Here is a 22,964-nt window from a genome sequence, read left to right as displayed (position 1 = left end):
CCTTTCCTATTCCTTCACTCCGCCGGAAGTAAGACCTGATTTCATTTGCTTTTGAATGATGAAAAAAATAATTAAAATTGGAAGCGAAGCCAAAAGGGATGCCGCGGAAAATAACGGCCAGTTGCGGGTTTGCTCCGTTGCCTGCAGCGTGTACAGCCCGGCTGCCAGGGTGTATTTGCCGGCTGCTGAAAGAAAGTTAATCGCGAAAATATAATCATTCCAGACATTGATGAGGACAAGAACCGCCGTTACAATAATCGTGGGTTTTGCGAGCGGCAAAACGATTCTGCAGATGATTTGAAAATCATTGGCGCCGTCAATTTGGGCCGCATGTTCAATATCAATCGAGATTGTGTCAAAATAGCCCTTCATATTCCATAGGCTGAAAATCGTCATGCCGCCGGTGTAAACAATAATTAGACCCGTATACGTATTGATCAGTCCCATCGAATGCAGCAGCCGGTACAGCGCAAGCATGGACAGGATGGAGGGGAAGGCATTCAGCAGCAGCAAAAGGTATATCGTGGTTTTTCGGCCTCGAAAGCGAAACCGGGAAAAAGCGTAAGCCGCCGGGACGGCAACCGCCAACGAGATTATGACCGTGAAAAATGCAAGCAGCATCGTGTTCTTCAGCCAGAGTAAAAAGGGCTGGCTGAAAATCACATTCTTATAATGATCCAATGTAAAATCGGACGGAATGAGCGAGAAACCGGTGGCAAACACACTGTTGGACGAGTTGAAGGAAACGGAGAGGGCGTATAGAATCGGAATTAACCCTGCAATGCAGAGGAAGATGAAGAACAGGTTGGTAAACGCTAAACGTATCAGCCTTTTTCGGGGATTCTGAATCATTGCGCGCCGCCCTCCCGAATGTATTTTTTAGAGATCACGGTAAGTGCGATGATAATAATGAAAATAAGAATGGAAATGGCCGCACTGTATCCGTAGTTGCTTGTAATGAACGCTTTCTCATAGGCGTATGTAATGACCGTGTGAATGTCCGCTCCGGTTTTCGAACCGACCTGCTGCGTCATCAGGTAAACCGTGTCAAACTGTTTGAAGGTGACAAAGGTTGTCAGGATCACCGCCGGCATGATGATGGGGCGTATCATCGGATATGTGATTTTCGTCATCTTGGTAAATGTGCCGGCCCCTTCCAAAACCGCGCTTTCATAGTACGATTTATCGATGCTTTGTATGGCGCCGTCCATTGTCAGGATCATAAAAGGGAACGCCATCCACAGATTGACAACCATGCAGCAGAGAAAAGCGCTGAGATTACCGTTCAGCCAATTTACGGGCTCGATTTTCAAAAGACTCAGCCAATGATTCAGCAATCCGAACTGAGAATTGAAGATTCCAAGGCGCCAGAGAAGGATGGAGACATATGCCGGCATCGCCCACGGAAACATCAGCAGAGTTTTATAAAAGTTTTTCAGGACCAAGCCCTCGCTGTTCAAAAGAACGGAAATCAGGAAGGAGACGGCAACCTGGATCGCCATATTCAGGACCGTCCAGAGAATTGTTCGCAGCAGTGCGGGTAAGAAGCCGCTGTCAAAAACAAATAATGCCTTTCTGTAATTTTCAAACCCGATTATTCCGGGGTTAAACCAATGGTAGATATTCATATTGGTAAAAGACAAATAGCCGGTATACAGGATTGGAAACAAGATGATCAGGCTGATTACGGCAAGCGCCGGAAAGGAATAAAACCAAGGCCGCGACTTTTTGTTCATTTCATTCACCAACTGTTTTAGGATAAAGGGCGGCGCCCATTTTAAAATTCCAACGGGCACCGCCTTCTTTCAGCACAGAATCATACGTTTATTGCATTGCCGCGATGCCCTCGATCGCTTTTTTCTGCGCGTCTTCAAGCTGGGCGGCAATTTCTTGATTGTTTTTGTTGATTGCGGAAAGAGCGTTTTCGGTTACGGTCCACATGACGTCCATCTGAGGGACATTCTGCATCGGAACAGCGGTTTGAGCCGTGTTTTTCATATCCATCAGACTCGCGTTTTCGCTGACCGCGGCATCGTCGTAGCACTTGGAATTAGCCGGGGCCTCGTCGGCGGCCTCGGCAAGGGCAATACCGGCCTCCGGCTTTAAAAGCTGGCGCAGAACGGCGGCGACGGCGTCTTTTTTGGCGCTCTCAGCATTTTTCAAAACGTACATGCCCTCCACTCCGGAATAGGGCATCAGCGGCTTGCCGGTGGAATTTACGGTTGGCAGCGGAGCAACGCCGTAATCGATGCCGGCGCTCTTGATGCTCGGAATCAGCCAGGGCCCTTGAATGATCGCCTGCGCTTTGCCGGAGAGAAACAGCGTTGTGTCCGTGTTGTACTCGCCGTCGGTCGGCTCATAGGCAACGAACCGCTTATGGTATGTAAGGGCGTCTTTCATTGCCTGACTGTTGAGTTCCGGTTTTCCCTCCCCGTCAATGATGGTCGCTCCGAACGAATGCATCCACGCCGCCGCGTAATAAGCGGTGCTGTGCTGCTCAACCAGCGCGTAGGTGCCTTTTTTCGTATCCGTGTTCGCTTTCATATAGCTTAGCCAATCGTCCGTTGTCGTGGGAACCTTTTTCATCAGAGCTTTATTATAGATCAGCATCTGCGTCTCAAAATAAACGGGGAGCTGATAAATTTTGTCCTGATAGGTTCCGGCTTTTACCGTCATGGGAATCAAATCGCTCAGTTCGCTTTCCGAAATAAAGTCTGTGACGGGCGCCAGAATCCCCATCTGGGCAAAAGTGCCGGTTTTGTCATGCGCCATCAAATACAGATCCGGCGCGCTTGACGGGTCGTTGCCCGACAGTTTCAGCGCGTCGCTCATATTCTGCTTCCGTTGAAATGTTACGGTGATATTAGGCGACAGTTTGTCGAGCTCGGTTTTCAGCGGCTTTACGATTCCGTCTTCTGCTTCGTGCCAAACCGTAATTGACACAGGCTTTTGGGAATTGGCGGAAGAGACGGCCGCGTTTGCAGACTGCGCGCTGGAAGACGCCGCTCCCGTGCTTCCCTGACAGCCTGTCAGCGCTGATCCCATTGTACAGGCCGCCAGCAGGAGTGCCGTAAATTTGGTTCGCGTTTTCATAAGAATCCCTCCATGTTCAGTATTAGGAAACCGTTTTCTTAAAGTTTAACGATCGATAACGGCTTGTTTCCCTCTGACAAGTCAATTATAATGATATTTATCAAAATTATCAATACTTTTTGTGCGATTCACTTGATTTTTTTGGGAAAACGGTTTAATATATTAGTAAACCGTTTTCCTTATTGTGAGGTGCATTGAAATGTCGATTACCATAAAAGACGTTGCGCGCGAGGCGAATGTTTCCCCGTCCACCGTTTCAAAAATAATAAATCATTCGCCCACAATCCCTGAAAAAACCGCCCGGCATGTACGGGAAGTGATGGAGCGCCTGCACTATTGCCCAAACCTGCAGGCCCGCAATTTCGCAAAAAAGACGACGCGCAACATTGCGTTTCTGACAAAGCTGGAGCCGCAGATTGCGTTTACCAACCCGCATATGTTCGACATTCTGTGCGGCGTGCAGGAAACGCTGGCGCAAAAAGAGTACAATTTAAGCCTGGTCGGGATTCAGCAGGCGGACCGGGCCACGCAGACGGTCGAACGCATGATCGCGCAGAAAATCGCGGACGGTTTAGTCGTTCATGGCTCCGCGACAACAAAAAGCATGACCGCGCTTCTGGTAAAATCAGGATTTCCGCATATCATTATCGGCAAGCCGGATTTTGAGAGCCAGGCCTGCTGGATTGACACGAATCATTTTCTTTCGGGACAGATCGCGGCCGAACATCTTTGCCAATGCGGCCGTCGCAGAATCGCATTCGTCGGAGGCGCGCGGGAAGACAAAATCTTTTTACAGCGTTTCAACGGCTTCCTTTCTGTCATGAACGAAAAAGGGCTGGAGGTGTCTCCTGAGTTTGTAAAATACGGCGATTCTTCCAGCAACAGCGGCTTTACCCTTGCCAATGAACTTTTCGCTTGCGCCGCCCGGCCGAACGCCGTCATTTGTCAGGACAACGCGGTCGCGTTCGGCGTGATCAAATCCATTCACCGGCACCGTTTGAAAATTCCGGACGATATCGCGCTGGTTTGCTTTGACAATTATCCGTTTTCAGAAATCATGGATCCCATGCCAACCGTCGTCGATGTCAATGTTCACGATATGGGCATGCAGGCGGCTTCTCTTCTCCTGAGAAAAATCAAAAATCCTGAGCTTCAGATGCAGACTTATACCACCTTGCCCGTTTTGATCGTAAGAAGCTCCACACAAGGGGCGAAGAAGCAATAGATCGGTAGATCATGGCTCATCAAAAGCAGCCCTTCTAATCGAACTGCCGCCGGTTCAAAAGCCGGCGGCAGTTCGATTTATTGAAAAAGCAAACTTATTCTGTCCTGCTACTGCGATAGACGTCTATTGCCGCCTGAATCAAATCGTCGGTTTCTTTCCGTTTGTCGTCTTTATGCCATACGATCCCATAGGGGACGAAGTCTTCAGTTTCTAATGGAATGACGCAAAGAGTGGGATCCGGAATGCAGATAAAGTCCGGCATAATCGCAACCCCAAGTCCGCATTTTGCCATGGTGCAGCCGCTCAGCTGATTGTCCGTGTATAAGACCGGCGAAGACCGGCATTCCTCCATGATTCTTTTTTCCATTTGAATCATTTCCTCGGGGCTCTGGATCGGATTGAGCAGGATTAAATTATAAGTTTCCAGGTCGCGGTATGCGATTTTCTTCTTTTGGGAAAGGGCGCAGTCCTCGGAAACAACGCATACATATTTTCCGCGATACAGCTCATGATACTGTGTATTGGGAAGATCGATCACATTGTCCCTGACGGTAAAGAGAAAATCGACTCTTTTTTCAAGGAACAGCATGTTTTTCCTCGTGAAATCCGTCATCTTAAGGTCCAGCAGAATATTGGGGTGTTTGGCATTAAACCGCGCGACGATCTGCGAAAGAAAGCTTATTGCGAGAAAGTTGCTTTCATACGCAACCACATAGGTGGAGTCATATTTTTCCGCATAGTTTTTCGCTTTGACGATGCTCTGGTGGATCTGGGCGATCACATCCCTGATGTCCTCATAGAAAGAAGCGCCGGCTTTGGTTAACTCCACTTCTCTTTTGGTCCGTTTGAACAGCTCAAATCCAATCTCCTCTTCCAACTGCTTGATCTGATTGCTTACGGTCGGCTGAGAGATGAACATGGCCTGCGCGGTAGCGGAGAAATTCAGGGTTTCCGAGAGGTTTACAAAGCATTCCAACTGCTTAATATCCAAAAAAGCTCCCCCCTGTAATTCGATTTCTGTATATAGTATAGCATATTTCTATTTCACTTTCTCAAAAGATAATGTTAAAATTTTGTCAGAATAGAGCCGTTAAACATGATTCCGTAAGGAGGAACTAAAATGCGATACATTGTAACAGGCTGTGACGGTCAACTGGCGGGAAGAGTTGCCCAAAACGTAATGAAGGAAGTTCCGGGGGAACAGCTGATCTTCACCTGCCCGGATTTGAACCGTCTGCGCCCGGAGAAAAAAGAGGCTTGGGAAAAGCAGGGCATCACCATCCGGCAGGCAAATTACGACGATAAGGAAGGCATGGTAAACGCGTTCCGGGGCGGCGACAGGATCTATTTTGTCTCCAGCATCATCAACGGGCCCAAACGCGTGCAGCAGCATAAAAATGTAATCGACGCCTGCAAAGAGGCCGGGGTTCAGCATATTACCTACACCTCTTTTTTCGGCGCCAACCGCGAGGGATACCATCAGTATGTGCTGGAGGACCACAGGCCGACGGAGGCCTATTTAAAGGAGAGCGGCGTCGAGTACAACATCATGCGGAACAACCTTTATATGGAAAATTATCTTACGGTATCCGTTATCCTTGCCATGCTGAGCAATAATGTCTGGGGGACGAACGCGCGCGACGGCAAGGCAACGTATATCGCAAAGGACGACAGCGCACGCTGTGCGGCCGCGCTGCTGCTGGGCAAAGGCGGCCGCAATCAGGATTATGATCTGACGAGCCTGACCCCCGTGAGCCAGAGGGACATCTGCAGAATGATTGCGGAAAAATCAGGGATCGACTTTAAGTTCGTCCCCATGGACGATGAAGAATTCCGGAACTACCTGGAAGCGCTTCATATCCCCGCCACAACGGACGGAGACTATTCCCGGTCGCCGGTTCCCTTCTGCACAATGGATATGGTCACAAATGAAAAAGGAATCGCCAATGGACAGATGGGAGTGGTTTCCCACGACGTGGAAAAGCTGACCGGAAGAAAGCCGCTGGAGATTCCGGATTTGCTTGATACGTACAGCTATGTTTGGAAAGAAAAGCTTACGAATATACGCCAGTTAAGATAGTTGATAGAAAAAAGGAGAAATCGAATTATGATCTCCCCAAAGCATTATGGGATTGTTATGAATTTCTGGATGTCGCTGTTTAACGGGATTGTCGTATCGACCGTTATGATTTACGCAAACACGGGCGCATTCCCCCCGGCGGCAATTCTGATCTCGTCTTTGGAAGCCCTGGCCGTCGCATTCGTCGCGGGACTCATTATCCCCGCAGCGCCGTTCGGAGCGAAGCTGGCGGAAAAAACGTTTCATTCCAGCCCCGGCAAATTCAAGTACATTGTCATTTCAAACATACCGGTCTGCCTGATGATGGCGGTCGTGCTGTCTCTCACGTTTGCGCTGATCAACGTCGGTTTCAAACCGCCGTTCCTGATGGCTTGGCTGGGCAGCGTGCCGCTGGCCTTTCTTGCTTCCCTGCTGACTTCGATCGTACTCACGCCGGCAGCCGTCAGGATTTGCAATGCCATGACCGGAGTAAAATAATCGGGGCACTTTTGACGGGACAGGTCCGGAAGTAAAAGCCCGAAAAGCGGTGGAAACGCCGGCTTTTCGGGGCTTTTTTACATGCTGTTTGAAGCAGGGGCGCGCCTCAGGCCTGTCGCGCCCCGTGCTGGCTGAAAAGCCCTTCGCTTCCTGCAAGATTGGTTTTGAATTGTCGGGGGGATTCGGATGACTTCACTTGACGGGTATATTATTGGCGTAATCTGAGTTGTAAAGCCCGCGCGGAGGCATTATAATGAATCTAGCTTATGGGACAACGGTTAGGGAGTGATGCGGTGTGAAAATTGGCGCGTTTGCAAGACACAACCGGGTCAGTATCGACACAATCCGGCATTATATAGACCTTGAATTACTGATCCCGCAAAAAATCGGGAAGCAATACCAATTCGACCTGCAATGCCAGAAGGATTTTGAAGAAATCCTGTATTTCAAGTCACTTGGATTTACTCTTCTGGAGATTAAAGATATTTTCATCGTGAAGCATCTTGGAAAAATGACCTCTTTTCAGCGGGAGGAATTCTATCAAAACATTTTTAAAGACAAGCATGAAAAGGTAAAGATGCAAATAGAGGCTCTTAACAGGGAAAAATCCTGTTTGGAAGACGAGCTTCATAAATTGGACGGGAAACGCGAAGCAAAGCCATTCCCAATGGGAATCAGCCTGAATTGGCTGCGCCTTCTTTGCTGCCACCGCTGCGGCGGCCCCCTCCTGTTGAAAGAAGCCGCCGTAGAGGACAATATGATCCTGTCAGGAACGCTTAAATGCAACTGCGGAGTTGAATACTCGATTCAGGACGGCATCCTTTTCGTAAATCCCGATAAGGCCGTCTGCGAAGACCGGGTTCCTGAGCCCTTGTCCTACATCCGGCATACTGACGCTGCATATCTGAATCATGTTTATAAAACCCTGGAGTGGACGGTTCAGAAGATTGATTTTAAAGGCCTTTCGGAAAAAGTTGTTTTGGAACTGGGCAGCGGAAGCGGTTTTCTATTAAGACGGATTTATGATGACCTGCCGGAAAACACGGTGTACATCGCCGTTGACTGCAACAGGGGCGGCCTGCTTTCGCTCAAAAAGATTCTGGAAAATGCGGAGAAGAAAAAGGAAATTTTCTTCATTTGCTGTGATTTTCTAGAGCTTCCTCTGGCGGAACACTCCGCGGATCTTATCTGTGACTTCGCGGGAAGCAGCAATTATGGTTTTGACCACAGCGAATTCCTTTTAAATTCCATGGAACGATACTTTAAAAAAGACGCCGCTCTGTTCGGCTCCTATATCATCTTCCGGAATTTCAGCTCAGACAGCCTGGTCCCGGTGGACTGCCGGGAGAACTTTCGAGTTGGCCCGGTCGGCAGGAAAATTGAGGAACTGGGGTTTTTGAAGCAGTCGGATTATCTATCGGACGTCGTTGCCAAAGGCGGAATTTATGAAAATTACTTTCAAAACGGGGAAAAGGTTCTGACATACGGTTTTGCTGGAAAAAGGTTGGGTTGACCCGACCTTTTTGTATTTTTGCCGCAGCAATCGGCGTCCCGGGGTGCTTGACGCCGAGTCGGCACCACGTCTTACAATGAGCGCATAAGAGGGGGCGCTGTTGTGAGATCGGCTTGGATTCAAAAACACGAACGGTTTAATTTTGTGATGTTCTTTCTGGGGCGAAGCACGTCTGTTCTGATGTCTTCCGTCTATACGTTCGCAATGGGACTGTATGTCCTGAAAATGACGGGGTCCGGTCTGTCGTTCGCGGTTACGCTTTCGCTGCAGATCCTGCCGGCTGTCCTGATCGGTCCGTTTGCGGGAGTCCTTGCGGACCGGTTCAATAAAAAAATTATTGTGGTCCTGACCGACGCTTTCCAAGGGCTTCTGTTTGCCGGGTTGTTTTTTGCCGCCGGAAACGGCCTTACGCTTTTTGACATTTACACCGCAACCCTGCTGCTTGCCGTCTCTCAGACGCTCTATAATGTCTGCATGGACTCCGCCGTCCCGAATCTTGTTTCGGGACCCCATGTTTTAACTGTCAATTCAATCGGGAAAATTGTCGACTCTGCCGCAGGCATTGTCAGCCCCGGTTTGGGGGGCGTTCTTTATGCCGCGATGGAGATACGGTACTTTGTCCTGTTAAACGGAATCGCCTTTTTCCTTTCAACCGTTACCGAGTGCCTGATCGATTTCCGTCTTTACAATCACCTTACGCCTCAAAACTCCGGATTCGATTTCAAGCGGGAGCTCGCGGCGGGATTCGATTACATAAAGAAATCGGATTGGATCAAAAGCTCCCTGCGAAATTTCGTAACAGTCAATTTCTTTCTTGCGTTGTGCTATTCCGTACCCGTTCCATACATCCTAAACAATGTTTTTCACCTGTCCCCGAAAGCATTCGGACTGGTTCAGTGTTTTTCGCCTGTCGGCATGATTGTCGGCGCCCTGCTGGTCAGAAAGATCACCGGTATGATGTCGTACGGAAAACTGATGAGGATTTCCGGAGCTTTCTGTGCCCTTTGCCTGGTTTTGCTCGGAGCCCTCCCGGTTTTCAGTGACCACGCCGCTCCGGTTTTGCTGATTCCTTATTATGCCTTTGTGCTGGCCTGCTCCGGCTTTGCCGTCTCCCTGATCGATATTCCGTTCATCAATCATTTTCAGACCCGGGTGCCGGAGGAACTCAGAGGGCGTTCCCTCAGCCTCAGCATCAGCGCGGTTAAAATAGCTACCCCGGCCGGTTATATTTTGTCGGGAGTCATGATGGAAATTTTCCCGGCATATTTCCTGCCCTTCTGCGGAGGAATCCTGCTGTTTGTCCTCTATTCCGCGGTGAATCGGAAATAAGAAGGTCCTTTGCTCTGAATCGCGCAAATTCATCAAGAATCGCCGTTCCCCGCTGCCGCAAAGGCAGCGGGGGATTTTTCATTTTGGAATATCCTCGGGAAAGGCGGGGCAGAATCATTCTGTAAATAATTACCAAACCCGAGAAGGAGATTCAAGATGAACGAAGGACAAAAGAACTCGGGGCGTTTTCTGATTTACGCGCCCTTTCTGATGTCGCTTGTCTTTTGGCTGGTGATTTACTCCTATACTTTTTTACAGGGAGACGACTACCGGTTCAGCGTAAACGGCGGAAGTTTCCCCAGAATCTGGAACGAGTATCTGGACTACTATACTTACGGCGGGGCCAGAATGGGGAATCTGCTTGCCGGCTTGTTCCTGATGGCGGGCATGCGCGTCTGGCAGGTGACGACCGCGCTGGCGGCGACCGGAATTTCGCTCGCCTTTTTTTATTACGTCAGGGGGACCCTCCGGCCGGGAAGCGCGGACCGGCGAAGCGCGCTGCTTGCCTGCGTGTGCGCGGTGTTTCCCGGACTTCTGCCCATGTCGTCCCGGCTCTTTTCCGACGCTTTCCTCTGGCTGGACGGCTCAGCCAATTACATCTATCCGTTTCTGCTGATGCTGGTGGGCTTTCTCCCTTTTTACAACAGTCTGCGCGGACGGAGCCTGCCGAAAGCTTTTCACTGGATATCGCCCGTATGCTTTGTTGCCGCCGCCCTGCTGCACGAGCAGGTCACAACGATGCTGCTGGGGATGTGCGTTGCGGCGCTTTGTTATCTGAAAAAGGACCGGACGAAAAAAGAGCTGGTCTATTTTGGAGTCCTGACGGCGCTGTGCGCCGGGGCGCTGGTTTTCATGCTGACGGCGCCGGGAGCCTATTTCCGCATGGAGCAGGAAAACGGAGAGCAAAGCGAAAAGGCGGCTTTTCTTCATAATTTCATGAGCTATTTCGTCCCGCTCGTGAACGAGGAATGGCCCTGGCTGATTGCGATGGGCCTTACAGCGGTTTTTCTGCTTTCCCGCCGGTCCGGCCACGGGAAGCTCGGCGCGTTCCTTCAGCTTTATCTTTGTTTCGGCGCGCTGCTGACGCCGCTGAGCTGGAGCATGCGTTTTCCGATGCTGACCCTGCCGGCGGAGGAACCGCAGCGCAGCCGTTTTCAGCAGACGGCGGAGGCCGCGCTGATCTGTTACTGGATCCTGTATCTTCTGCTGATTTTCGCGGTGCTGCTGATGTTCGCACAGGAGAAAGACCCCGGCGGAGGGGGAAGCCGCGCTTATCTGCCGGTCCTGTATGTGGGGATGTGGGCGTCCCAGGCGATTCCGGCGGTGGCGACAGCCAGCAGCGGCCGGGCAAGGATGCCTTTGTACGCGCTCGCGCTTTTGATGATCTTCTGCGTTCTGTGGGATTACGGCGGCGCCGTTCGCCGGGCGAGCCTTTTGCAGGGCGCTTTGGTTCTGATCGGAATCGTTTCGTTTGCCTGCATCGCGCGCGGCGCCGTGATCAACGGCACGGCGGCGGCGGACATTGAGCGGCAGATGTTGGAAGCGCGGCAGGGCGAACGGAGCACCGTGCTGATCGATTACAATCGGTTTGACTGGACGTTCTGCAACGTGACGTATATTTTTAAGCCGGACAAAAGGCCCCGCAGCTATGAAACAGCGATCCGCAAATACTATGGACTTCCGGACTCCGTGAAAATCCAATATACGAAAGCGGAGGCCGGGCGCGGGGCGGCGGTTTACGAACTGAAGTGACGAGGCCCGGGCGCTAAAAAGCAGATTTCCCCGCCGCGAAAGGCGGGGAAATCTGCTTTTTTATGAAAGGCTTTGGAGAATGACAGCGGAGCGCGTCAAAGAACGGAGCTTGTGCTTTTGATCTCGTCGAGCACGGCGGAAATCTCACCGGCCTTTTCCTTGATCTCCAGCATTTTGTCTTTCGGCACGTTATAGGTCATAAAAACGTCCTTAATCGATTGAATCGAGTCGTAAAGATTCTGGTTTACGGCGATAAACTCCTGGAACACGTTGCTGTTGCTCGCGTTTCTAAACTGTCTGATGTCGTTTTTAATGTACTGGACCACTGCCTTGGATTTCGAAAAAACGCCCGCGGCCGCGGGATAGGGTTTCACCATTTGAAGAAAATACTGGTTTTTCGCGTTGATGTTGTACACGTAGAACAGTTCCGTCTGATCCAAATTGAAACGAATAAAACTGATGATTCCATGCAGGCTCGTCACGTCGGCCCCCATCTGCGTCAACATCATGTCGATTTCTTCCTGATTTGCAGACATATTATTCATGGATAAACACCCCCCGACTCTATTATATCAGATAAAATACAATAAGATAGATGGTCGATAAAATAATGGATACGATCATCAGGGGGAACCCGTATTTCAGGTACCGGGAAAAAGTCAGCTTGTATCCGTGCTTTTCCGCAAGCCCCGCGACGATCACGTTTGCGGAGGCGCCGATGAGGGTTCCGTTGCCGCCAAGGCACGCGCCGAGGGAAACCGCCCACCAAAGCGGCATGATGTGCATCCCGTGGGTCCCCATGGCCTTGATGAGAGGAATCAGCGTCGCCACGAAGGGGATGTTGTCCAGCATGGAAGAAGCCAGTGCGGAAAACCAGACGATGATGATTCCGGTCAGAAGCAGATTGTTTTTGGTCGCATGGACAATGACGGTTGCCAGCTCGTTGATGACGCCGACCTTTTCCAAAGACCCGACGAGCACGAACAGTCCCCCGAAGAAGAACAGCGTCGGCCATTCAATGTTCAAAAACACTTCGTCGACGTTTTCTCCGCTCAGCAGCAAGAGAAGCGCCGCGCCGCTCAGCGCGACCAGAGCGGAGGGGTAGCCCAGCTGCTCGTGAAAGAAAAATCCCAGAATCACCAGCCCGAGGACGAACAAGGACTTTTTCAGAAGCGAGCTGTTTTTAATCGATTTCTTTTCGTTAAAATGAAGGATTTCCTGCTTCTTTTCCTCGCTGATGACAAGCTGCTTGTGAAACAGAAAATACAGGATAAAGAAGGTGACGGCGAAAATAATGACGACGATGGGTCCCAGATTTGCGATAAAGTTTACAAAGCCCAGCCCGGCGGCGCTGCCGATCATGATATTCGGCGGGTCGCCGATCAAAGTCGCCGTGCCGCCCAGGTTGGACGAAATGATTTCCGGAATCAAAAAGGGAATCGGGTCCAGCTCGAGGGTGTCCGTAATGACGAACGTCATCGGCACAATCAGCAGTACGGTCGTCACATTATCCAGAATCCCCGAAATAACGGCCGTAATCGCGCTCAGGCTGAGGATGATTTTCCAGGGATCGCCTTTCACTTTTTTGGAGGCGAAAATGGCGAGATATTCAAAAATCCCCGTGTTCTTCACGATTCCCACAATGATCATCATGCCGACCAGAACGCCCAGAGTATTAAAATCTATATAATTCAGAGCTTCGCTGAACGTCATAATTTTTAAAACCAGAATGAGGCTTGCGCCAACCAGAGCAGCGATCGTTCGATTTACCTTTTCACTCATCACCAGTGCCATGACAATTACAAAAATCGTGAGAGAGGCAATCATTTGCATAGACAAGACTCCTTATTCCATTGATTTGATAATTTACCCGGAATCGTTCCAACAGCTCTCCGGAACAGCGGGGAAGGCATAAAAAAACATCGGGCTCTCCCAAAGAGGAGAAGACTCCGATGGCATAGAGCTGAATCGCAGGCTGAACAGTGCCGCGGCCTCTGCCGTCTGTTTTTATCTCAAACCGAATGAAGTACGCAGTGAATACTTTTAGAGCGAAAAGTTCCCGATTGATTCAGAACACACCTTCATCTGCCATCTAAAAATCTTCATGTTCAGAGCGATTTTCTGTTAACCTGACCTTAGTGTGACCATCATAACAATACAAAATGGGTTTGTAAAGGCTTTTCAGAACATTCGTAACTATCGCATTATTATACGCCCGAATAAATTTTATTTTTGGTAAAATTGATAAATGTTTAACGAACCGTCAAAATGTAAAAAAGCCGTCTCTTGGTTCCCCGGGTCTTGGGCCTTGAGATCAGAAAAGCGGCTGCAGTCAAATAGGAATTGACAGATAGAAAAATATGGGTTATACTAGGTGCGTTGTAATTTTAGATGATGAAAGGAGGCAGGCAAAATGAGAGAGTTAACCGCAGTTAATTTTGCGCGTAAGGTCCGTTTCGGCCTTTTGTCAGAAGTGTTTTTGCCTGTCCCCCGTTTACGATGGGATTTTTGCGCTTTTCTGTAAAGAACGGCGTAAATATGGCGGTTAAAGCATCTCTGACGAGCAGAGGTGCTTTTTTATTTTGCCCATAAGGGATTTTATTGAAGGAGAAGAGTATGAAGAGCAAAGCGCTTGTCTGGCATTATTTAAGAAAAAGCGTCGGCTTTTTTGCCGTCGCTTTGGTTTTCAGCATCCTGAACACAACGCTGAATTCGCTGATTCCGCAGGTTGTGAGAGTTGCGGTCGATTTTGTTACGGGAGAACAAACCGAGGATCTTCCCGGATTACTCACGGGTATTTTGAATTCCGCCCGTGCCCGTGAAAACCCGGCGCGGAGCCTGCTGCTGTTCGCGGCTGTTATTCTTGCGGTCGCGGTTTTATCGGGCGTCTGCAATTACTTAAGCCGCACCGGGGTGGCAAACGGATCGGAATCCTTTATCAAACGCCTGAGGGACCGGCTTTTTCTCCATATCCAGCGCCTGCCGTACAGCTGGCACAACCAGCACCAGACGGGGGAAATCATTCAGCGCTGCACGTCGGACGTGGACGTGATCCGCAATTTCGTCAGCAATCAGATGCTTGAGGTGTTTCGCACCGCGTTTCTGGTGATCCTTTCCATCTCGATCATGTTTTCCATGAACGTGACGATTTCGCTTGTGGCCCTGGCCTTTATTCCGCTGGTGCTGATGTACTCCTGCATTTTCTATTCGAAAATCGCTAAGCGGTTCCGCAAAGCGGATGAAGCCGAGGGGGAGCTGTCGTCCACGGTACAGGAGAATTTAACGGGAGTCCGCGTGGTGCGCGCGTTCGGCCGGGAGCGCTACGAAATCGACCGCTTCGACGAACGCAACGACCGCTTCGCGAATCTCTGGATCCGGCTGGGCGGACTGCTGAGCACCTACTGGGGGCTCGGCGACCTGATCACCGGCCTTCAAATCCTCTGTGTAATCGTGGCCGGTGTTATGGAATCGGTCAACGGCCGGATTACGCTGGGTGAATTTCTGGCGTTCGTATCTTACAACACCACGCTGATCTGGCCCGTCCGGGGGCTCGGCAGAATTCTGTCCGAAATGAGCAAGGCGGGCGTTTCCGTTAACCGCGTGGCGGACATCCTGGCCGCGGAGGAAGAGGAAGAAGACGCAAACGCTCTGCGTCCGCCCATGAACGGGGACATCGCGTTCCACCATATCAACTACTGCTATGAAGGGCAGAAGCCCGTTTTAAAGGATGTCGATTTTACGATTCCCGCAGGCAGCACGTTTGCCATTCTGGGCGGAACGGGCAGCGGAAAGTCGACGCTGATGCATCTGCTCGACCGGCTGTACGATCTTCCGCTGGAGTGCGGCAGCATCACGGTGGGAGGAACGGACATTTCCAAAATTCAGCGCTCGTGGCTGCGCAGGAATATCGGTATCGTGCTGCAGGAACCGTTTCTGTTTTCCCGCACCATTGAGGAAAACATCCGGGCGACCCGACCCGGCGCCTCGCTGGAAGAGGTGCGCGGCGCGGCGCGGATCGCCTGCGTCGACAGCGCGATCGACGGCTTCGGCAGCGGGTACGAAACCATTGTGGGGGAACGCGGAGTCACGCTTTCGGGCGGGCAGAAGCAGCGCGTGGCGATTGCGCGCATGCTGATGCAGCAGGCGCCCATTATGGTGTTCGACGATTCCCTTTCCGCCGTGGATACCGAAACGGACGAGCAAATCCGCGAGGCCCTGAAAGCGAATCTGGGGAATTCGACGGTCATCCTGATTTCCCATCGGATTACGACGCTGATGCAGGCGGATCAAATTCTGGTGCTGGAGGACGGCGCCGTGGAGGAAATCGGCACCCATGAGGAGCTGCTGCGCAAAAACGGAATCTATAAAAAAATCCATGATATTCAGATGAGCAGCGGCGACCGGTCGCTGCTGGAACAGGAGGTCGTATAATGGGTTATGACGAACAGGAGTACAGCAACGCCTTTGACCTGAAAATCTGGAAAAAAATCCTTCCCTATTTAAAGCCCTACCGCAAAACCGTCATCATGGTCTGCGCGCTGAACCTTTTCTGCGCCCTGGTGGATATCCTGCTGCCGCTGTTTCAGCGGTATGCCATCGACCATTTTATCGAAGCGCGCACGATCAACGGGCTGCCGCTGTTCGCCCTTGTCTACGCGGTCACGATTACGCTGCAGACAGTCAGCGTGATTCTGTTCACCCGCGGCTCCATGCGGATCGACATGCATCTTGGCCGCGACCTGAAACGGGCGTGCTTCGTCCATCTGCAGACCCTTTCGTTTTCCTACTATAACGTTACGCCGGTCGGCTATATCCTGACGCGCGTCATGAGCGACACCAACCGAATTTCCGACCTGGTGGCGTGGAATGTCTTCGACATGCTGTGGGCGTCCGTCTACGTTCTGGGCGTTTTCGGCGCCATGCTGGTGCTGAATGTCAGGCTGGCGCTGATCGTCATTCTGGTCGTCCCGGCCATCGTGCTGCTGACCTGGTATTTTCAGAACCGAATCCTGTACTGGAACCGATTGGTGCGTAAGACGAATTCCCGCATCACCGGCGCGTTCAACGAAGGCATCATGGGTGCGAAAACCTCAAAGACCCTGGTGATTGAAGAAAAGAACGACCGGGATTTTACGGGAATTACCCGGGAGATGAAGGTTTCCTCCATCCGCGCCGCGCGCCTCGGCGCGGTGTATATTTCGCTGGCGCTTCTGCTCAGCTCGGTCGCGACGGCCCTGGTGCTGGACCGCGGCGGGAATCTGGTGCTGCAAAACGCGATGCTGCTCGGCACGCTCTCCGCCTTTACCGCGTATGCCGTTGGAATCTTTGAGCCGATTCAGCACCTTGCGGGCAATTTTTCGGAACTGATTTCGGTGCAGACGAATATCGAGCGCGTCACCGGACTGCTGGACCAAAAGCCCGAAATCGTCGAATCGCCTCAGGTTACCGAAAAATACGGGGATTTGTTTCATCCGCGCACGGAAAACTGGGAGCCCATCGAGGGAAATATCGAATTCAGGGACGTCAGCTTCCGGTATCCGGACGGGAACGAGGATGTGCTCAGCCATTTCAGCCTGACGATTCCCGCGGGCACCACGGTCGCGATCGTCGGGGAAACGGGCGCGGGCAAAAGCACGCTGGTGAATCTGGCATGCCGCTTTTTTGAACCGACCGCGGGAAAGATCCTGATCGACGGGCGCGATTACCGGGAGCGCAGCCAGCTTTGGCTGCACAGCAACATCGGCTATGTGCTGCAGAGCCCCCATTTGTTTTCAGGCACGGTCAGGGAAAACATCCGCTACGGCAGGCTGGACGCCACCGACGAGGAAGTGCTGCGCGCCGCCGAGGCCGTCAGCGCCGACAAGGTGGTGGAAAAGCTGGAAGACGGGTTTGACAGCGTCGTCGGCGAGGGGGGGGGACCGCCTTTCCACCGGGGAAAAGCAGCTGATTTCGTTTGCGCGGGCCGTTCTCGCGGACCCCGCGATATTTGTTCTGGACGAGGCGACCTCTTCGATCGACACCAGAACCGAGCAACTGATTCAGGCGGCGATTTCTCATTTGCTGCAGGGGCGCACCTCCTTTGTCATCGCGCACCGCCTTTCGACGATCCGGCACGCCGACCTGATTCTGGTCGTGAAGGACGGCAAAATCATCGAGAGGGGCCGGCACGAGGAGCTCCTTCGGATGAAGGGGTATTACCACACGCTGTACAGCCGCCAGTTCGCGGAAGAGTCGGCGATGGGGTTGCTGAAGGCGGAATAAACGGACCTCAGTACAATCCGAACGGCCCGGCTGTGATTTCACAGCCGGGCCGTTGTGCGGAAAGCCTTTACACGTAACGGATGCTCAGGTTTCCGAACGAAACGCTGCCGGTCAGCGTGACGGCGGGCGCGCCCGGCTCGGCCGGTACGTCGTTCCTGTCGCTGTTTACCGCGCCGAACGCCGCGTGGACGTGGTCGATGATGCGCCAGTTCCTGTGAAGATAAAGAACCATTTCGCCAAAGCTTTCGTTAATACGGATTTCAGCGCCCTCCGGGCTGAGCTGAACCTGGTCGAAGTACACGCTCAGCTTGCCGAACGACGAGGACAGATTCGCGCTTTTTAAACTGTCGGAATGCAGGTATTTGCAGGATTCGCTGAAGCTTGTTTTCACAAGGATCTCGTTGCCGTCGATGTTTTCCTCCGAACGGGTGCAAGAATCCCCGTCCCAGCCGTGATGATACCGGCACCAGTAATGATGGTGCGGATGGAAAATCATGCTGAACCCGATGGAGGCGAACAAAGCCGCCAGAAGAAGCTGCCAGAAAGAAAATGCAACCAGATGAAGAGGCTGCTGATAGATCAGATAAAGCAGCGCAAGCGAAATGAACATTCCGAACCAGTTCAGGTCCGTTAAACTGCTGATGAGAACCGCGGCGAGCATGACGGTCGCCGCAAGGCTCCAGAATCCGATTTGAACAAACGCGCCGATCTGGCTTGCGATGACAAAAATCGCCGACGCCAGAAAGAAAATGCCCCAGAACCAATTTCTATGCTTCATAGTTTCCCCTTTCGTTCAGGCGCTGCCGCAGTTCCCTGTAATAAAACCGCGACGCGTAGATTTGTTTATGGCTGTTTGAAAACTGAACCAGGCTGGAGGAGGTGAGGTTCCGCGTGATGGAATAAATCCGCCGGATATTGACAATGGTTGATTTTGCGGCCCGCACGAAGCTGCGGGGGAGCATCTGCTCCAGCTCGTACAGACGGTATTTGATGAAATACGCGTCGTCTGCCGTATGAGCGTAAACGCGGTCGCCCTCCGTTTCAAAAAACAGGACGTCCTCCAGAGGAAAGTAGTACTCCTGATTCTGCTTGTAAAAGGTGATTTTCGGCCCCGACTGCGACTGCTCCAGAATAAACTGGTGAATCTTCCGGATCGACTCATCCACGCGGCCGCAGCGGATCAGTACTTCGTCTTCCTTCAGATTGTCGGCCACTTCGATCCGAACCTTCATGGTACCACCCCTTATGCAACCAGTATAACGGTTTTGAAGCGGGATGAAAAGAGAAATCGGCCGTCCGGTCGCGTTTTTGAGGGTAACCGGTGCGCTTTTGCCGGCAAGAGGTTCCTTGGCCGAGCGGAACCACGGATATGCGCAGCGCGGAGGCGGGTCGGCGAAGCCGCTTAAACGGCCGGGAAAGGAGCCTGTCTGTTCTGCGCAAAAGGATTCTATTCCGGAAACGCCCTGAAAAACACGGCGATTTTTTCGGGGACGGCGTCCGCGACGCAACAGGGATCTCGTTTCTCCAAAAGAAACCGTTGCCGCCTGAAAATTGCGCGGTAACAAAAGCACCGAGCGCGGACCATCATCCGCGCTCGGTGCTTTTGTTACGGCATTTAAATTTCCACGGCGATTTTGTCCGCCTGTTCCAGAAGAATCTTTTTGGTATCGTTCAGGTAAGTGCGCTCCGGCAGGCAGATCAGCACGGTGGCGTCGCGCCCGACGGGGTACGGCGCGCCGTGCCAGACGCCGGCGCGGAACACGACCAGCGTACCCGCCGGAACAACGAAAGCTTTCAGCTTTTCCGGTTCCGGCGTCCCGCCGTTGGCGGGACCGGCGTAAAGTACCATGTCGTCGTCCATCGGCATCATGACTTCAACCGTAAAGGAATGGTATTCCACATCCTCAATCACCATCGGCCGCTTGCCGACCTTCAGCGAGCCGAATGCCGCGGGAGCGGCGCTCGCCATGGGCGCCAGCGCCATGTCCCGGTGAAACGCGACCGGCTCCCCGCCCAAAGCGTAGGCTCCGTCCGGGTTCGCGATGTCCGCAAGGTAACCGTACGGAGCCCAGTTCTCCGCGGTAATGGGTTCTGCATGAATCGTTTTCATGATAAGACCTCCGTGCCTGTCAATAGGTATAATTGTCGATTTCCACTTTGTCGATTTCCTGGAACGGCGCGAGGGTGGAAACCATCCTGACCGGTTGATCGTAGCTGTTGATGCAGTAGTGCACCTCGTTGGGCTCAATATGGATGAACTGGCCGGGTTTCATATGGTTTACGACGCCGTCGACGACAATGTCGACCTCGCCTTCCAGAATATAAAAATTTTCTTCCATAATGCGGTGAAAGTGGGCTTTAAAATCCTGCTTTGGCTGAAACTGAACGATTGCTAGGTTCATTCGGGGACCTTTCATCAGGTATTTGGGGCCGCTGTCGCCGAAACGGTATTCTTTGTCTTTCTCGTCAACAATGTACATGATCATTTCCTCCAGTATTTTAAAGACCGGGTGCGCTCCACATGCTCTTGGTCAGATTCTGATTGCTCAGCTCCAGCTGCGCGGCGTACACTTTTCTCCAGTCAGGATAGATTCGCTCGTAGATTTCGTGATTTTTCGGATCGGGCCGATAGATTTTGTCCCACTGAACCAGCTCGCCGGCCGCCTCCTGGATGCTGCCGTAAATTCCAACGCCGAAGCCCGCAAGAATCGCCGCCCCGAGCGCGGTCGCTTCCTTGACAACGGGTACCCGGACCGGAAGGCCAAGCACGTCGGCGAGAATCTGACACCAGACGGGGCTTTTGGACGCGCCCCCGGCGAAAACGACCTCCCGCGGCATGTTTCCGGTGGACTCCCGGACCAGGTCGAGGTGCCCTTTCGTCACCATCGCGGTGTTTTCCAGAATCGCCTTGTAAAAGGTGTAGCGGTTGAACTTGTCGGGATCGAGCTCAAAATTGGTAAATGTGGGGGCGGCGTGCTTCCAGCGGATAAAGTTCATGACGTCGGAAAAGGCGCAGAGCATGCCGTAGCATCCCGCCGGGATTTTTTTGGCTTCCTGATCCATCAGGAAATAAGGGTCCTTCCCGGTTTCTTCCGCCTGCTGTTTTTCAAGCTGGCAGAAACCGTCGCGGAACCAACGCATGACGAGGCCGGGCTTGAACGCCAGCGCCTCGTACTGCCATAGGCCCGGCACTGCGTGGCAGTTTACCCTGACCCGGCAGTCGGGGTCTGTCTTTGCCTCTGCCGTGTTGAACTCATACTGCCAGAAGCTGCCGCCAAAAATCGCCGCCTGGTTCGGGCCGACGACCCCGACGCCCACGCAGCCCAGCTGCGCGTCGCCCCCGCCGACCACGACGGGCGTTCCGGCGGTCAGACCGGTTTCGGCGGCGGCTTGTTCAGAAACTTTGCCGGCAACGCTGCCGCATTCCTGAACGGGCGGAAAAATATCGGTGCGCAGACCGCATCTTTCCGCGATGGAGGGATCCCACGACCTTTTCTTCAGGTCGAAAATACCTGTCGTGCTTCCGTTGCTGGGCTCGATCGCGAGCACGCCGGTCAGTTTATCAATCAGCCAGTCGTTAAACATGCCCAGCACGGCGGCCTTCTGATAAATTTCAGGCATTTTATTTTTAATCCACAGCAGGCGCGGAAGGGCGTCCAGAGCGAACGACTGGCCGGATTCCGCGTAGAGTTCCCTTTCAAGCTGAGGATCCTTGCGGATCAGCTCCTCCACTTCTTCCGTGCTGCGGGCGTCCACGTTCGCACAGGCCCAGATTTCCTTTCCTTCTGCGTCGTAAAGGATGATGCCCTCGCGCATGCAGGTGGTTGAAATCGCCGCGATTTCGGCCGGTTCGATCTTCGACTGAGCGAGGACCTCTTTGATGCAGTCCCTGGCCAAAGTCCAGTTGTAGCCCCAGTCGAAATCCATGCTGCCGGGGTACCGGGGATCTTCCCTGTGTTCCCATTCGTGCTGCGCGCAGTTCAGCTGGTTTCCCTTCAGATCAAAAAGCACGGCTCGGACGCTTCCCGTGCCCGCGTCCACAGCCAGCAAATATTTCTGCGACATATTGCCTCTCTCCCCTTTGATACTTATTATGATTATTTTATACAGAATTATCTTCTTCAATCAGCCGCAACGCGGTTTCTTCGTCCGTGATGAGAATATCGATGTATTTTCCGCGCAGCGCCGCGCGAATCGCGTCCACCTTGGACGCTCCCGCGGCGACCCCCACCACGTTGTCGAGCTCCCGGAGCGTTTTCAGGGAAGTGCTGATCAGCCGGTCTTCCACATGGGTCTGGACGGGGACGCCGTCCTTGTCGATGAAATGGCTCAGAACATCCCCGACGGCGCCTTTCATGGACAGATACAGAAAATCGTTTTTACTGAGGATTCCGTTTTCCAAAACGGTCGCGTCGTCCCCCATTCCTCCGATGCCGACCAGCGTCATGGAAGCCAGCCGGACCATGCGGAAAATTTCCCTGACGGACGGTTCTTCCCGCATGGCCGACACCATCTCTTTCGAGGAAACGAGCAGCGGGGTCGGAATCAGGTAAAGCTTGGCATTGAAGGTGTGCGACTGCGCATTGGGAAGATAGTAGCTGACGCCGCCCGTCAGGGAAACGACGGAAACCGTGAATTCGTTCATGGTGGCAAGGTGATTCAGAATCTTGCTGAGCGTATCGCCGTACCCCATATTGATAAAGCAGTTTTCAGAGATCCGGTGGCTGATATACATCGCGGCGGCCTTTGCAATCGTTTCGTTCAGATTTTCACCCATGTGCGGGGTCGGCACCACGAACGTGTCTTTCAGGCCCCACTTGTCGGCAAGCTGGCGCTCAACCTGCATGTGCTGTTCGCCGTCCTGACGAATCTTGAACTGAATTATGCCGTCCTTTTTTGCCTTTTCCAGGATTTTCATGACCCGGATGCGGGAAACGCCCAGCTTTTCAGAGATCTGCTGCTGCGTCATATTTTCCATATAGTAATACCACGCGGTCTTGACCGCCAGGATTTCCTCATAGTCCATATGTTTTCATCTCCAAAAGAATACTTTACCTTATATGATACAGAATAAAACATTGAAAGCAAGAGCAAAGTTACCCAGGTTTAACAAATGTATCTTAATTAAACTTTTGTTGCGATAAACAGTATAGCATTATTCCGAATTGGTGTCAATCTCAATTTCTGAAAAGGCTCCGCAATTTTGGTGTAAATCATAATAAATATGTGATATT

The 22,964-nt window shown here is 52.2% G+C and carries 20 protein-coding genes and 1 pseudogene; 9 read left to right on the top strand and 12 right to left on the bottom strand.

The window, feature by feature from the left end; genetic code table 11:
- Positions 1-6: 6 nt before the first annotated feature.
- The 3 genes from HCR03_RS10890 to HCR03_RS10880 all read right to left on the bottom strand — a co-directional run bounded on the left by HCR03_RS10890 (position 7) and on the right by HCR03_RS10880 (position 3,093).
- Entirely contained in the window at positions 7-852 is an 846-nt protein-coding gene (locus tag HCR03_RS10890) for a sugar ABC transporter permease (protein ID WP_187034223.1), read from the bottom strand.
- Complete coding sequence (locus HCR03_RS10885) at positions 849-1,736, bottom strand: carbohydrate ABC transporter permease (RefSeq protein ID WP_066644486.1); 888 nt, start codon at positions 1,734-1,736, stop codon at positions 849-851. The genes HCR03_RS10890 and HCR03_RS10885 overlap by 4 nt, the downstream gene beginning before the upstream one ends.
- Before the next feature lie 88 nt (positions 1,737-1,824).
- Entirely contained in the window at positions 1,825-3,093 is a 1,269-nt protein-coding gene (locus tag HCR03_RS10880; protein WP_066644488.1) for an extracellular solute-binding protein, read from the bottom strand.
- A gap of 199 nt (positions 3,094-3,292) precedes the next feature.
- Between HCR03_RS10880 and HCR03_RS10875 the strand changes: the two genes are divergently transcribed.
- A complete protein-coding gene (locus HCR03_RS10875) occupies positions 3,293-4,318 on the top strand; it encodes a LacI family DNA-binding transcriptional regulator (protein ID WP_156991314.1) in 1,026 nt (341 codons plus the stop codon).
- Positions 4,319-4,412: 94 nt separating this feature from the next.
- Here the strand turns inward: HCR03_RS10875 and HCR03_RS10870 are convergent, their stop codons facing one another.
- On the bottom strand, positions 4,413-5,309 hold the full coding sequence (locus HCR03_RS10870; protein ID WP_066644493.1) for a LysR family transcriptional regulator: 897 nt from the start codon (positions 5,307-5,309) through the stop codon (positions 4,413-4,415).
- Between the two features lie 129 nt (positions 5,310-5,438).
- On the opposite strand from HCR03_RS10870, the gene HCR03_RS10865 reads away from it, so the two are divergent.
- The 5 genes from HCR03_RS10865 (at position 5,439) to HCR03_RS10845 (ending at position 11,469) form a co-directional block, all read left to right on the top strand.
- Positions 5,439-6,398 carry an NmrA family NAD(P)-binding protein gene (locus HCR03_RS10865; RefSeq protein ID WP_156991313.1) on the top strand — a complete coding sequence of 320 codons (960 nt, stop codon included), beginning with the start codon at positions 5,439-5,441 and terminating at the stop codon, positions 6,396-6,398.
- A 27-nt stretch (positions 6,399-6,425) separates the two neighbouring features.
- The gene (locus HCR03_RS10860; protein ID WP_066644497.1) at positions 6,426-6,875 is read left to right on the top strand and encodes a DUF2798 domain-containing protein; all 450 of its coding nucleotides are present in this window, start codon (positions 6,426-6,428) and stop codon (positions 6,873-6,875) included.
- A 295-nt stretch (positions 6,876-7,170) separates the two neighbouring features.
- Complete coding sequence (locus tag HCR03_RS10855; RefSeq protein ID WP_187034222.1) at positions 7,171-8,388, top strand: methyltransferase domain-containing protein; 1,218 nt, start codon at positions 7,171-7,173, stop codon at positions 8,386-8,388.
- A 102-nt stretch (positions 8,389-8,490) separates the two neighbouring features.
- Positions 8,491-9,717 carry an MFS transporter gene (locus HCR03_RS10850; RefSeq protein WP_187034221.1) on the top strand — a complete coding sequence of 409 codons (1,227 nt, stop codon included), beginning with the start codon at positions 8,491-8,493 and terminating at the stop codon, positions 9,715-9,717.
- A 156-nt stretch (positions 9,718-9,873) separates the two neighbouring features.
- Positions 9,874-11,469, top strand: a complete 1,596-nt coding sequence (locus tag HCR03_RS10845; protein WP_187034220.1) for a DUF6056 family protein — start codon at positions 9,874-9,876, stop codon at positions 11,467-11,469.
- 95 nt (positions 11,470-11,564) lie between these two features.
- Here HCR03_RS10845 and HCR03_RS10840 read toward each other — a convergent pair whose 3' ends face one another.
- Together HCR03_RS10840 and HCR03_RS10835 are read right to left on the bottom strand one after the other, a co-directional pair.
- Complete coding sequence (locus HCR03_RS10840; RefSeq protein WP_066644504.1) at positions 11,565-12,014, bottom strand: hypothetical protein; 450 nt, start codon at positions 12,012-12,014, stop codon at positions 11,565-11,567.
- Between the two features lie 22 nt (positions 12,015-12,036).
- Positions 12,037-13,296, bottom strand: a complete 1,260-nt coding sequence (locus HCR03_RS10835; RefSeq protein ID WP_066644631.1) for an ArsB/NhaD family transporter — start codon at positions 13,294-13,296, stop codon at positions 12,037-12,039.
- A gap of 789 nt (positions 13,297-14,085) precedes the next feature.
- Between HCR03_RS10835 and HCR03_RS10830 the strand changes: the two genes are divergently transcribed.
- The 3 genes and pseudogenes from HCR03_RS10830 to HCR03_RS20580 all read left to right on the top strand — a co-directional run bounded on the left by HCR03_RS10830 (position 14,086) and on the right by HCR03_RS20580 (position 17,730).
- The gene (locus tag HCR03_RS10830; protein ID WP_187034219.1) at positions 14,086-15,900 is read left to right on the top strand and encodes an ABC transporter ATP-binding protein; all 1,815 of its coding nucleotides are present in this window, start codon (positions 14,086-14,088) and stop codon (positions 15,898-15,900) included.
- A pseudogene (locus tag HCR03_RS10825) lies at positions 15,900-17,270 on the top strand (ABC transporter transmembrane domain-containing protein); the annotation flags it as partial. The gene HCR03_RS10830 and the pseudogene HCR03_RS10825, both read left to right, overlap by 1 nt.
- Positions 17,215-17,730: an ATP-binding cassette domain-containing protein gene (locus tag HCR03_RS20580; protein WP_407926869.1), complete on the top strand. Its 516-nt coding sequence runs from the start codon at positions 17,215-17,217 to the stop codon at positions 17,728-17,730. The pseudogene HCR03_RS10825 and the gene HCR03_RS20580, both read left to right, overlap by 56 nt.
- Positions 17,731-17,797: 67 nt before the next feature.
- Here HCR03_RS20580 and HCR03_RS10820 read toward each other — a convergent pair whose 3' ends face one another.
- From HCR03_RS10820 to HCR03_RS10795, 6 genes are all read right to left on the bottom strand, one after another.
- A complete protein-coding gene (locus HCR03_RS10820) occupies positions 17,798-18,508 on the bottom strand; it encodes a LiaF transmembrane domain-containing protein (RefSeq protein WP_187034218.1) in 711 nt (236 codons plus the stop codon).
- Complete coding sequence (locus HCR03_RS10815; protein ID WP_066644526.1) at positions 18,498-18,962, bottom strand: LytTR family DNA-binding domain-containing protein; 465 nt, start codon at positions 18,960-18,962, stop codon at positions 18,498-18,500. Before HCR03_RS10815 ends, HCR03_RS10820 begins: the two co-directional genes overlap by 11 nt.
- 383 nt (positions 18,963-19,345) lie before the next feature.
- A complete protein-coding gene (locus tag HCR03_RS10810) occupies positions 19,346-19,840 on the bottom strand; it encodes an ureidoglycolate lyase (protein WP_156991307.1) in 495 nt (164 codons plus the stop codon).
- Between the two features lie 19 nt (positions 19,841-19,859).
- Entirely contained in the window at positions 19,860-20,210 is a 351-nt protein-coding gene (locus HCR03_RS10805) for a cupin domain-containing protein (protein WP_066644529.1), read from the bottom strand.
- Between the two features lie 19 nt (positions 20,211-20,229).
- Positions 20,230-21,795 carry an autoinducer-2 kinase gene (lsrK, locus tag HCR03_RS10800; protein ID WP_187034217.1) on the bottom strand — a complete coding sequence of 522 codons (1,566 nt, stop codon included), beginning with the start codon at positions 21,793-21,795 and terminating at the stop codon, positions 20,230-20,232.
- 37 nt (positions 21,796-21,832) lie between these two features.
- Entirely contained in the window at positions 21,833-22,756 is a 924-nt protein-coding gene (locus HCR03_RS10795; RefSeq protein ID WP_066644531.1) for a sugar-binding transcriptional regulator, read from the bottom strand.
- Between the last annotated feature and the right edge of the window lie 208 nt (positions 22,757-22,964).

Origin of the sequence: Caproicibacter fermentans (assembly GCF_014303955.1) — a bacterium.
GTDB classification, from domain to species: Bacteria; Bacillota; Clostridia; order Oscillospirales; family Acutalibacteraceae; genus Caproicibacter; species Caproicibacter fermentans.
This window is presented reverse-complemented; position numbering and strand designations above follow the sequence as displayed.